Source organism: Pseudomonas sp. P179 (assembly GCF_000478485.2).
In the GTDB taxonomy this organism is placed as follows: Bacteria; Pseudomonadota; Gammaproteobacteria; order Pseudomonadales; family Pseudomonadaceae; genus Pseudomonas; species Pseudomonas aeruginosa.
On the sequence record NZ_KI517354.1, the window covers coordinates 594,435 to 606,335 of the forward strand.

7 protein-coding genes are annotated in these 11,901 nt (G+C 68.1%); 4 read left to right on the forward strand and 3 right to left on the reverse strand.

Going from position 1 to position 11,901, the window contains the following annotated elements; all coding sequences use genetic code 11:
• Positions 1-41: 41 nt before the first annotated feature.
• Genes HMPREF1224_RS15290 through tssI form a run of 3 tightly spaced genes read right to left on the reverse strand, consistent with a single transcriptional unit; the run spans position 42 to position 6,302 of the window.
• A complete protein-coding gene (locus tag HMPREF1224_RS15290; protein ID WP_003090543.1) occupies positions 42-233 on the reverse strand; it encodes a hypothetical protein in 192 nt (63 codons plus the stop codon).
• Positions 230-4,183: a type VI secretion system effector Tse5 gene (gene tse5 / locus HMPREF1224_RS15295; RefSeq protein ID WP_010793087.1), complete on the reverse strand. Its 3,954-nt coding sequence runs from the start codon at positions 4,181-4,183 to the stop codon at positions 230-232. Before tse5 ends, HMPREF1224_RS15290 begins: the two co-directional genes overlap by 4 nt.
• 49 nt (positions 4,184-4,232) lie before the next feature.
• A complete protein-coding gene (gene tssI / locus HMPREF1224_RS15300; RefSeq protein ID WP_003158481.1) occupies positions 4,233-6,302 on the reverse strand; it encodes a type VI secretion system tip protein TssI/VgrG in 2,070 nt (689 codons plus the stop codon).
• Positions 6,303-6,568: 266 nt separating this feature from the next.
• Here tssI and HMPREF1224_RS15305 point away from each other — a divergent pair, with 266 nt between their 5' ends.
• The 4 genes from HMPREF1224_RS15305 to pfeE all read left to right on the forward strand — a co-directional run bounded on the left by HMPREF1224_RS15305 (position 6,569) and on the right by pfeE (position 11,898).
• Positions 6,569-7,285 (forward strand): response regulator transcription factor, encoded by a 717-nt coding sequence (locus tag HMPREF1224_RS15305; RefSeq protein ID WP_010793088.1) that lies wholly within the window; start codon positions 6,569-6,571, stop codon positions 7,283-7,285.
• On the forward strand, positions 7,285-8,625 hold the full coding sequence (pfeS, locus tag HMPREF1224_RS15310; RefSeq protein WP_003113403.1) for a two-component system sensor histidine kinase PfeS: 1,341 nt from the start codon (positions 7,285-7,287) through the stop codon (positions 8,623-8,625). The genes HMPREF1224_RS15305 and pfeS overlap by 1 nt, the downstream gene beginning before the upstream one ends.
• A gap of 98 nt (positions 8,626-8,723) precedes the next feature.
• Positions 8,724-10,964, forward strand: coding sequence for a siderophore enterobactin receptor PfeA (gene pfeA, locus HMPREF1224_RS15315; protein ID WP_010793089.1), 2,241 nt, complete (start codon positions 8,724-8,726; stop codon positions 10,962-10,964).
• Between the two features lie 19 nt (positions 10,965-10,983).
• A complete protein-coding gene (gene pfeE, locus HMPREF1224_RS15320) occupies positions 10,984-11,898 on the forward strand; it encodes a ferric enterobactin esterase PfeE (protein ID WP_003090549.1) in 915 nt (304 codons plus the stop codon).
• The last annotated feature ends 3 nt before the right edge of the window (positions 11,899-11,901 follow it).

Below are 11,901 nucleotides of genomic sequence, written 5' to 3' on the forward strand. Positions count from 1 at the left end.
AGGCCCTGCATGGGTCGATGCTCCGCGATGCCGGGTCGGCCTCACTCGTCCAGGTAGCCGTCCCTGATGCCCTTCGAGCGGCGGTAGAGGTAGAGCCCGAGGCGCAGCACGACGAGCACGCCGAAGAACACCCCGACGGTCACCCAGGTGTTGCCGAAGAACCATTCCAGGCAGACATAGAGCAACGCCAGCGGTATGCAGACGAGGGTCATCAGCAGGTAATGCTTGATCATTGCGGCGGGCACTCCTCTTCTTCGTCCTTCAGCGGGCATTTGACGATCTGCTTGCCCGTCTGCCAGGCGGCCTGGGTGGCCACGGCCTTCTTGATGGTATCGGCATGGGCGGCCTTGCGCGCGGCCAGCTTGGCCGCGCGGTTGGCGGTGTTGGCCGCCTGTCCGGAAAGGGTCCTGATCGCCTTGGCGGACTGCACCACGGTCTTGCCGGTGCTGAGCATGCCCGGCGCCACGGTGCCGATGGCCGCCGAGGCGCCGACGTGTTTCCAGTTGATGTCGATGCACTTCCACTTGATATCGGTGAGGTCGCGATCGCTGTCCCAATTGTCCTTCATCTGCCCCAGCACCTGCTTGCCGGTCTGCATCCCCAGCTCGATGCCGGCGCCCAGCGCCGCTCCGATCGCGGCGCGGGCGGCGAAGGCGCCGATCACCACCAGCGGGATGATCAGGCCGGTGGGATCGTAGGCCAGCGTGGGCGCGTTCAGCGCGTAGGCATAGGGGTTGGGGCCACCGCCCAGGCCGAGCGGGTCCTGGCTGGCATAGCGCCCGGCTTCCGGCAGGTAGTAACGGTAGCGGTTGTAGTAGAGGCCGCTTTCCTCATCGTGGTACTGCCCCTGGAAGCGGATCGGCTGCGCACCCGGCTGTCGTTCCGGCGCTACCGCCCGCCAGTCGTCCGGAACGCCCTGCCAACGCAGTTGGCCACGTTCGTCGCTCAGCTGCAGGGGGGTACCGAGGTGATCGGTGTGGAAGAAAGCGATCCGCGCCTCGCCCAGCGCCGGCACGCATTGCGCCGGCAGCGGCTGGCCTTCGGCGGCGAACGCCTGGCGCAGTTGCAGCAGCTCCGGGGGATCGGGCTCGCAGGCCTGCTCCAGGCGCAGCAACGGGACGAAACCGCCCGGTTCGTGAACGGTGGTGCGCAGTTCCCGCGCAAAGGCTTCGGCGCATTGGCGATCGCCGTCCCAGCCGAAGCGCACCTGCTGCTCGACACCGTCGCGCAGCACCACCTTGGCGATCCGTCGCGACAGCGCGTCGTAGCGGTAGCGCGCCTCCAGCCGCGTGCCGTCGGCGTAATCGCGCGTCAGATGGACCAGGCGCTGCGCGCCGTCGTAGGCCAGGCGCAGGCGCTCGCCGTCGGCGCCGATACGCTCGACCAGGTTGCCCAGCGCATCGAAGCGATAGCGGTTGCCGGCGATCCTCTCCACGCGGTTGCCGGCCCAGCGCGCCGGGCCTTCGCCGGCCTGGTTCGCGCGCGCCTCGGAGCGACTGAAACCGGAGCGGTACAGTTCGTTCTCGGCGAATGCCTGGCGAGCGTCCTCGCGCGCGTACTCGCCGACGCCCTCCAGGCGGTTGCCGGCGGCGTCGTAGCGGTAGGTGCTGGCCGCCGCGCCAGCGCGCCGGCTGGCCAGCAGGCGACCGCCGAGGTCGTATTCGTAGCGCACCGACGGATACTGGTTGTCGTCGATGCCGACCAGTTGTCCAAGTCCGTCGTAGCGATAGCCGCGCTGCCAGTCGAAACCGCCGGCCAGACGCAGGCGGCTGCGCTGCAGGCGTCCCAGCGGCGCGTGCTGGCGCTCCTGGGTGAACAACGCGTCATCCTGCCCGTCGCGGCGGGCGTCGCGACGCACCTCACGGTGCAGGGCATCGCGCTCGAAGGCCAGCTCGACCGCACCGACCAGCGCGCCGTGCAGATGACCCGGGCCATAGGTCAGCCAGGCGACCGGCGGCGCGTCGCCGTAGCGGCTGGTCTGGCGCACGCCTAGCGCGTCGTGGCTGTGCTCGACGCTGTAGACCCAACCGTCGGCATGTACCTGGCTTTCCAGGCGCAGGTTACCGACCTCGTCGTACGTGTAGCGCACCTCGCAATCCGCCCCGCCGGCGCTGGCCAGGCGGCCGTCGGCCAACCAGCGGTAACGCTCGACCAGGGCCGGTGCGTGCTCGGTGGCGGGAACCCGGATGCTCGCCAGGCGGCCGTCGCGGTCGTAGGCATAGGTGGTCTCGCGACCGTCGGCATCCTCGCGGGCGATCAGTTCGTCAGCGGCGTTGTAGCGATAGCGTTGGCGACGACCGTCGAAGCCGGTCTCTTCCACCAGACGGTCCAGCAGGTCGTAGCGGAACTGCGCCTGGACGCCGTTCTCGTTGGTCAGGGCGACCAGCCTGCCGGCTTCGTCGTGCAGGTAGGACAATTCGCCGCCGCCGGCGTCGGAAACCCGCGCCAGCAGATCGCCGTGCCCCCAGGAAAACAGCGTGGCGTGCCCCTCGGCATCGGCGATACGGGTCTGCCGCCCAAGGGCGTCGTATTCATAGCTCAGGGCGCTGCCGTCGGCCAATTCCAGGCCGATCAGTTGCCCCAGCGGGTCGTAGCGGCGCCGGGTCAGTTGTCCCAGCGGGTCGCTGCTGGCGACCAAACGTCCTTCGTTGTCGTAGTCGTAACGCCAGACCTGGCCGGAACAATCGGTCAACGCGGCCAACAGGCCGAAGCGGTTCCACTCCAGGCGCCGCTCGCCGCCGCGCGGGTCGACGATTCGCGTCGGCCGGTCGGGCAGGCGCGGGTCTTCGTAGGCGTAGCGGGTGCTGCCAGCCGGGCCGCGCACCGTCGTCGCATTGCCCCGTTCGTCGCGCTCGAAGGTCCAGCGGCGCTGCATCGCGTCCTCCAGCTCGACCAGCAGCCCGGTCTCTTCGTCGACGCGCTTGCGATAGCGCGCCTTGCCCGGCGACTCCTCCTCGAGCATCCGCCCCTGGCCATCGCGCCGGCGCCGCGTCTCCCGTCCCAGCGGATCGCGCATGGCGACCAGGCGGCCGAACAGGTCGTAGTCGAACTCGCTACGGCTGCCGTCGGCCCTGACCAGCGCGGTCCAGCGCCGCTGCCCGCCCTCGCCGGCGAACTCGTAGCGTTCGACGCGGCCGAGGCTGTCGCTGACCTCGGTGGCATCGCGCAGGTAGCGGAAGGTACGGGTCAGGCCGCCCGCCTCGATCTGCTTCACGACCCGCCCGTGCGGAGCATGGACATCCCACTCGTAGCGAACCTCCAGCCCGCCCGGTTCGCCGTGGGCGACCAGCATGTGCTCGCGCCAGGCGAATACCCGGACCACCTGGCCAAGACGGTCGCGCACGGCGATCAGATCGCCGCTGTCGCTGAACTGGTAGCGCACCAGCCAGTCGAGCCCCGGGCTCTGCGGATCGATGTAGTCCGGAGGCGGTCCGTCGTGGCTGGCCAGGATCACGCCGAACAGACGCAGGCCGTCGTCGCCCTCGCTCGGCTCGCAGGCTTGCTGGTAGACCAGCGCATAGCTGCGCCCGGCGCTGTCGCGCACGCCGGTGAGCAGGCCACGTCCGCTCCAGCGGAACTCGGTGCGGTAGCCGGCGCGGCCGAAGCTGGCCTGCAGGCGCCAGATACCGTCGGGGCAGCGCTGGAAATGCAGGTAGCTGTGGCCGGACAGCACCAGCACGGAGCCCTCCTGCGTCTGCAGTTCGGCCGGCACCGCCGCCCAGCGCCCGCGCCAGGCCTGCGCTTCGCCGCCGCTCGAACCGCCGCGGCGCAGCCACAGCTCCTCGCTGCCGGAATAATGCTGGGCGCCGGGAGCCAGCGCAGGAAAGCCGATCCGGCGGCCCTGGGCGTCGACCAGCACGCAGGCGTCTTCGCTCAGTTCCAGGTGCATGCTCTCGCCCGGCAGCCACCAGCCCCGGCCGAGCCGGCCGATACGGGGGTTGCTCGACAGGTAGCCACGGGCGAAGGTGAAGGTGTCCGGCGCCGCCAGGGCGAAATCGACCTCTTCCGGCAGCAGCTTGCTGCCGAGCATCGGGTTGACCGGCTTGCCCACCAACGGCACGCAGGCGGACACCCGGTCGGCCAGGCCGACCGCGCTGCTGCCGACGTGCACGGTGGGCGAGCCGGTGGAGATAACCCCTCCCGAGACTTTCTCGCCGACATGGGAAACCGGTAGGCCGCTCATCTATCCATCCTTCCTTGGGAAAAGCCGCGACAGGACATCCGCCCGCCGCTCAACAGTTGATATCGACATTGGGCGAGAGGATCTCGATCTCCCCCGGCGTCAGGCGGATCGTGCTCTGGCCGCAGCGCAAGAGGATCTCGCGGTCGGCGGTCAGCTCGATGCGCTGGCTGCCGAGGGTGATGCTCTGACCGTCCAGGGTGATCTTAGAGCCATCGTCGCTGCCGCCCACGCTCACTTCGTAGCTATCGCCCACCGACAAGGTCTTCTTCTTCATCACCTGGGTGCTCTGGTTCAGCCCGACCACGGTGTTCATCATCATGCCGACGTTCAGGCTGTAGCCGAGCCCGACGTTTTCCATGCGCCCCATGCCGACGTTCTGCAACGAGGCCATGAGGATGGTTTCCGTCTTGTTCATGCCGATCCTGACCGTCTCGTTGCGGTCGACCGTCTTGCTGCGGTTGGCATGCACGGTGATGGTCTCGTTGTTGTCCACGGTCTCGGTGCGATCGTGCTTCACATGCACCGTCTCGTCGTGGTCGATGGTCTTGGTCCGGTCGTGGCCGACCCAGTGGGTCTCGTCGTTCTCGACCTCGATGTCCTGGTTCCTCTCGGCATGGATGAACAACTGCTCGGCGCCCTTCTTGTCCTCCATGCGGATCTCGTTGAAGTTGGCCGGCGTGCCGCCCTTGCTCGAACGGCTCTTGGTGCCGCTCTGGGTAGCGTTCGCCGGCAGCTCGTAGGGCACCGTCTGCTCGGCGTTGTAGACCCGCCCGGTGATGATCGGCCGGTCCGGGTCGCCTTCGAGGAAGCTGACGATCACTTCCTGGCCGATCCGCGGGATCTGGATCGAGCCCCAGTTCTTCCCGGCCCAGGCCTGCGAGACGCGCATCCAGCAGGAGCTGTTCTCGTTGGACTGGTCGTGGCGGTCCCAGTGGAAATGCACCTTGACCCGGCCATACTGGTCGGTCCAGATCTCCTCGCCCTTGGGCCCGACCACCACCGCGGTCTGCGGGCCACGCACCACCGGCACCGGGGTCGACGGCAAGGGGCGGAAAGCCTGGCCGGCGTCGATACAGTCCAGCTCGCTCTCGAACTGCGCGCCGCCCCCGCCATTACCGGTCTCGTAGAGCTCCTGGACTACCCGGTACTCGGCGCCAACCACCAGGTATTCGCGGTTCTGGTCCAGGCGCGGGTAGTTGCTCAGGTGGAACAGATGGCCCGCCCCGATACCCCTGGCGCATCCCCGCAGGCGAACTCGCTCGTACTGGGTCTGGATCGCCTCGATGCGGGTCCGTGCATAGTGTTCGCCGTCCTGACTCTGCACATACTCGCCAGGGTAGTCGTAGAGCGGGTAGTCGGCCGCGGCATGGGCGCGCCCGACATTGGAGCGCACTTCCAGGCGGGTGCCGGGACGCTGGAAGTCGTAGTCGTTGAGGCTCAGCGAGCCGGGCTGGACCTCGCGCGCCATGTGCCAGTCGAAGAAGTGGTCGCGCTCGCGGTGGCCGAGGCTCGGCGGGTAATAGGGCACGCTGGTGTAGCCGGCCGGGCTGTGGTGCGCGCCGTAGGCATCGGAGAGCACCAGGATGTGGCGCTTCTTTTCGTGGCGGAACCAGTAGTAAATGCCTTCCTGCTCCATCAGCCGGCTGACGAAATCGAAGCTGGTCTCGCGGTATTGCACACAGTATTCCCACTCGCGGTAGGAGCGGCTCAGGGCGTCCTCGAAGTCGGAGAAGCCAAGGTCGCGGAACACCTGCTTGATGATGTCCGGGACCTTCTGGTTCTGGAAGATGCGGCAGTCGGAGGTGCGCGTCAGCAGCCACAGCCAGGGCCGCAGGGTGACCTGGTAGCTGGCGAACTGGCCGGCGCCGGCGCCCTGGCTACAGCGCGCGACGATGCCGTGGAAATACCGCCGGCTGCCGCCGGGGAGTTCCAGCGCGAGGCTCATCGGCTTGCCCAACAGGGCATCCAGAGGCAAGGCGGGATTGCTCGAGACCAGTTCGAGCTCGTGGCTGAACAGCCGGCCCAGCTCTTCGCGACCCTCCAGCCGTTGCAGTTGCAGGACCTCGGGTCCCAGCGGGGAGTCCACGTGTACCAGGCGGGTGTGTTGGGAGAACAGCATGGGGGAATCTTCCTTGATAGTCACCTGCGGCGGGCGGCCCGAACAACGCGCCAGCAGCGCGCCAGATGATCGTACAACCCAGTGCCGTCGCGAAAGGCTGGCCAATAGCCACGACACTCCTGCCCGCCTCCTGCGGACCCGCCGACCCTAAGCCAGAACCAAAGCCGAAGCAACGACGGCTTTGTCGAAAAGTATTTCCGCTCCGAGCACGCTGCGGCGCATTGGCCCATTGCCCGATACCCGGCAAAAATGAGATATTCACGAACGTGAATCATTCTCATATTTCAATCCCATCTCCCCGCCTGCTGCTGGTCGAAGACGACCCGCGCCTACGCGAGGATCTCGACGCGCATTTCCGCCGGCGCGGCTTCCGCGTAACCGTCTGCGGCGATGGCTCGCACGGACTGGAAGCCGCCGGGCGCGAAGCGTTCGACCTGGTGTTGCTGGACATCATGCTGCCCGGCCTCGACGGCCTGGCCCTGCTGGAGTCGCTGCGCCGCGAGCAGGCCACGCCGGTGATGCTGATGTCGGCCCTGGGCGCCGAACAGGATCGCATCAGCGGCTTCACCCGCGGCGCCGACGACTACCTGCCGAAGCCGTTCAGCCTGGCCGAGCTGGATGCCCGCACCGACGCCCTGCTGCGCCGCGTACGACTGGACCGCCTACCGTCGGCGCAGCGGCGGGATACCCGGCTGGTGTTCGACGACCAGGCCCAGGATGTGCTCCACCAGGGCCTTCCGGCGGGGCTGACGCCATCCGAGTACCGCCTCCTGGCGACGCTCCGCGAACACGCTGGCGAGGCGCTGAGCAAGCCGTTCCTCTACCGGAGCGTGCTGCACCGCAGCTACACGCGCCTCGACCGCGGTCTCGACGTGCACGTCTGCAACCTGCGGCGCAAGCTCGCCGTGGTCGCCGTCCGTCACCTGCAGATCCAGGCGGTGCGCGGCCAGGGCTACCTGCTGGTGGAGACGGAACACCCCTGATGCGCAGGCACCCGCTGTTATGGAAACTGGCGCTGCTGCAGGTCGGCTTCTGCCTGCTGCTGACCTGGCTGATCTACACCTGGGGCCTGTCGGTGGAGCGCAGCACCTACTTCCTCGCCCCGGCCGACCGCCACTACCTGGCGGATTACGCGCGGCAGGCGGAGGATGCCTGGCGCAGAGAGGGCGCCGCGGGCGCCGAACGCTTCCGCAAGGAACTGTCGGCGAAGGAAGATACCTGGGTGGCGCTGGTCGGACCGCACCTGGAAAGCCTCGGCAGCACGCCGCTAAGCGCCGAGGAGTCGAGCCACCTGACCTTCATGCGCAAGCTCGACTGGCCGATGAGCCGGCGCCTGCAGGACGAACTGCCGTACGTCAGCATCGAGTTCCCCGGACATCCCGAGCAGGGCCGGCTGGTAATCCAGTTACCGGAGCGCCTGCTGCCCGGCGGACTGACCCCCTGGACCCACCTGGTCACCCACGGCATAGTCCCGACCTTGCTGGCCGCCCTGCTCGGCCTGCTGCTCTATCGCCACCTGGTGGTGCCGCTGAACCGCTTGCGCGATCGCGCCGACGCCCTGCGCGCCGACGAACTGGAAAGCACTCCCCTCGCCGCACCGCTGGCGGCCCGCCGCGACGAACTCGGCGAGCTGGCCCAGGCCCTGGAGCACATGGCCGAGCGCCTGCGCCTGAGTCTCGCCCAGCAGCGCCTGCTGCTGCGCACCCTGTCCCACGAACTGCGCACGCCGCTGGCGCGCCTGCGCATCGCCCACGACAGCGAGCTACCGCCGGAGCAGTTGCGCCAGCGCCTGGATCGCGAAATCGGCGACATGCAACGACTGCTGGAAGACACCCTCGACCTCGCCTGGATGGACACCGAGCGCCCGCAACTGCCCACCGAGCCGGTGCTGGCGCTGTCGGTGTGGGAAGCGCTGCGCGATGACGCCTGTTTCGAAAGCGGCTGGGACCCGGCGCGGCTACCCTGCCGCTTGGGCGTCGACTGTCGCGTCGAGGTACACCTGGACAGCCTGGCCCAGGCCATGGAAAACCTCCTGCGCAACGCCATCCGTCACTCGCCCGAGGACGGCACGGTCAGCCTCGACGGCGAGCGCGAGGGCGACTTCTGGCACCTGCGCCTGCAGGACCAGGGCCCTGGCGTGGCGGAAGACCAGTTGGAACGCATCTTCCTCCCCTACCAGCGCCTGGACGATAGCGCCGGCGAAGGTTTCGGCCTCGGCCTGGCGATCGCCCGGCGCGCCATCGAGCTACAGGGCGGCCGGCTCTGGGCCAGCAACGGCAAGCCCGGATTGTGCCTGCACCTGTGGCTGCCGGCGGCCGCCTGAGGGCGAAGTGTTTAGAAAGTTAATGCGCTTTACTCTCAAATAACAATCAATATCATTTGTGATCTCTTGCATTTCGCTGCATTGCCCGGAGATCACCGATGTCCTCACGCGCCCTTCCCGCCGTTCCCTTCCTGCTGCTGTCCAGTTGCCTGCTCGCCAACGCCGTACACGCCGCCGGCCAGGGCGACGGCTCCGTCATCGAGCTGGGCGAGCAGACCGTGGTCGCCACCGCCCAGGAGGAAACCAAGCAGGCGCCGGGGGTTTCCATCATCACAGCCGAGGACATCGCCAAGCGACCGCCGAGCAACGACCTGTCGCAGATCATCCGGACCATGCCGGGGGTCAACCTGACCGGCAACAGCTCCAGCGGCCAGCGTGGAAACAACCGGCAGATCGACATCCGCGGCATGGGCCCGGAGAACACCCTGATCCTGGTCGACGGCAAGCCGGTCAGCTCGCGCAACTCGGTGCGCTACGGCTGGCGCGGCGAGCGCGACAGCCGCGGCGACACCAACTGGGTGCCGGCCGACCAGGTCGAGCGCATCGAAGTGATCCGCGGCCCGGCGGCGGCGCGCTACGGCAACGGCGCGGCGGGCGGCGTGGTGAACATCATCACCAAGCAGGCCGGCGCGGAAACCCACGGTAATCTCAGCGTCTACAGCAATTTCCCGCAACACAAGGCCGAAGGCGCCAGCGAACGGATGAGCTTCGGTCTCAACGGGCCGCTCACGGAAAACCTCAGCTACCGCGTCTACGGCAACATCGCCAAGACCGACTCGGACGACTGGGACATCAACGCCGGCCACGAATCCATCCGCACCGGCAAGCAGGCCGGCACCCTCCCCGCCGGTCGCGAAGGCGTGCGCAACAAGGACATCGACGGGCTGCTCAGCTGGCGCCTGACGCCCGAGCAGACCCTCGAGTTCGAGGCCGGCTTCAGCCGCCAGGGCAACATCTACACCGGCGACACGCAGAACACCAACAGCAACAACTACGTGAAGCAGATGCTCGGCCACGAGACCAACCGCATGTACCGCGAGACCTACTCGGTCACCCATCGAGGCGAATGGGACTTCGGCAGCTCGCTGGCCTACCTGCAGTACGAGAAGACCCGCAACAGCCGGATCAACGAAGGCCTGGCCGGCGGCACCGAAGGTATCTTCGACCCCAACAACGCCGGCTTCTACACCGCCACCCTGCGCGACCTGACCGCCCACGGCGAGGTCAACCTGCCGCTGCACCTGAGCTACGAGCAGACCCTGACCCTCGGCAGCGAGTGGACCGAGCAGAAGCTCGACGACCCCAGCTCCAACACCCAGAACACCGAGGAAGGCGGCTCGATCCCCGGTCTCGCCGGAAAGAACCGCAGCAGCAGTTCCTCGGCGCGGATCTTCTCGCTGTTCGCCGAGGACAACATCGAGCTGATGCCCGGCACCATGCTCACCCCAGGCCTGCGCTGGGACCACCACGACATCGTCGGCGACAACTGGAGCCCATCGCTGAACCTGTCCCACGCGCTCACCGAGCGGGTCACCCTGAAGGCCGGTATCGCCCGCGCCTACAAGGCCCCCAACCTGTACCAGCTGAACCCCGACTACCTGCTCTACAGCCGTGGCCAGGGTTGCTACGGGCAAAGCACCAGTTGCTACCTGCGCGGCAACGACGGCCTCAAGGCCGAGACCAGCGTGAACAAGGAACTGGGCATCGAGTACAGCCACGACGGCCTGGTAGCGGGGCTGACCTACTTCCGCAACGACTACAAGAACAAGATCGAATCCGGCCTGTCACCGGTCGACCACGCCAGCGGCGGCAAGGGCGACTACGCCAACGCGGCGATCTACCAGTGGGAGAACGTGCCCAAGGCGGTGGTCGAGGGCCTCGAAGGCACCCTGACCCTGCCCCTGGCCGACGGCCTGAAGTGGAGCAACAACTTCACCTACATGCTGCAATCGAAGAACAAGGAAACCGGCGACGTGCTCTCGGTGACGCCGCGCTACACCCTCAACTCGATGCTCGACTGGCAGGCCACCGACGACCTCTCGCTGCAAGCCACGGTCACCTGGTACGGCAAGCAGAAGCCGAAGAAATACGACTATCACGGCGACCGTGTCACCGGCAGCGCCAACGACCAGCTCTCGCCCTACGCCATCGCCGGCCTCGGCGGCACCTATCGGTTGAGCAAGAACCTGAGCCTCGGCGCCGGCGTCGACAACCTGTTCGACAAGCGCCTGTTCCGCGCCGGCAATGCCCAGGGCGTGGTCGGCATCGACGGGGCCGGCGCGGCGACCTACAACGAGCCCGGACGGACCTTCTATACCAGCCTGACCGCGTCGTTCTGAGCCATAACGAGAAAGCCTGATGAGAACCTCCCTGCTCGTCGCCGCCCTGGGCCTCGCCCTGGCGGCGGCCCTGCCCGGCGGCGCGCCGCTGGCGCAACCGGACCCCGAGGCGACCATGGACCGCAGCCTGCTGCAACGCCAGGACCTGCCCTATCGCTTCAGCGCCGTGGACCTGGATTCCGTCGATGGCCAGCGGCATTACCGGCTGTGGCTCGGCCGACCGCTGCAGGCACCGCCCGCCGCCGGCTACCCGGTGGTCTGGATGCTCGACGGCAACGCCGCCGTCGGCGCCCTCGACGAGTCAACCCTGAGACGCCTGGCCGACGGCGACGCACCGCTGCTGGTCGCCATCGGCTACCGCACGCCGCTGCGCATCGACCGCGCCGGGCGTACCTTCGACTACACCCCCGCGAGTCCCGGCCAGGCCGATCAGCGCGACCCGCTCAACGGCCTGCCCAGCGGTGGCGCCGACGCCTTCCTCGACCTGCTGCGCGACGGCATGCGCCCGGCCGTGGCGGCGCAGGCGCCCCTGGACACTGCGCGACAAACCCTCTGGGGACACTCCTATGGCGGCTTGCTGGTGCTCCACGCACTGTTCACCCGTCCCGGCGAGTTCGCCCGCTACGCCGCGGCCAGCCCGTCGCTGTGGTGGCGCGACGGGGCGATCCTCGGCGAACGAGCGGGGCTCGAACAGCGCCTGCGCGGAAAGCGCGCGGAACTCCTGCTCTGGCGCGGCAGCGCCGAACCGGCCAGCCCGCGCGGCTCGCTGAAAGCCGAGCCGGGCCAGGCGATGGCGCGGCTGGTAGATGACCTGCGCCGGGTTGCCGGGCTCACGCTGGACTTCCAGCCGCTCGACGGCCTGGGTCATGGCGAAACGCTGGGGGCCTCGTTGCGCCTTCTGCTCGCCCGTCCGGCGGTGGAACGCCAGCGCTGAAGA

Excerpts from the sequence above, each read along its gene's own strand:
- HMPREF1224_RS15290 (WP_003090543.1), bottom strand. The coding sequence starts at position 233 with ATGATCAAGCATTACCTGCTGATGACCCTCGTCTGCATACCGCTGGCG.
- tse5 (WP_010793087.1), bottom strand. The coding sequence starts at position 4,183 with ATGAGCGGCCTACCGGTTTCCCATGTCGGCGAGAAAGTCTCGGGAGGG.
- tssI (WP_003158481.1), bottom strand. The coding sequence starts at position 6,302 with ATGCTGTTCTCCCAACACACCCGCCTGGTACACGTGGACTCCCCGCTG.
- pfeS (WP_003113403.1), top strand. The coding sequence starts at position 7,285 with ATGCGCAGGCACCCGCTGTTATGGAAACTGGCGCTGCTGCAGGTCGGC.
- pfeA (WP_010793089.1), top strand. The coding sequence starts at position 8,724 with ATGTCCTCACGCGCCCTTCCCGCCGTTCCCTTCCTGCTGCTGTCCAGT.
- pfeE (WP_003090549.1), top strand. The coding sequence starts at position 10,984 with ATGAGAACCTCCCTGCTCGTCGCCGCCCTGGGCCTCGCCCTGGCGGCG.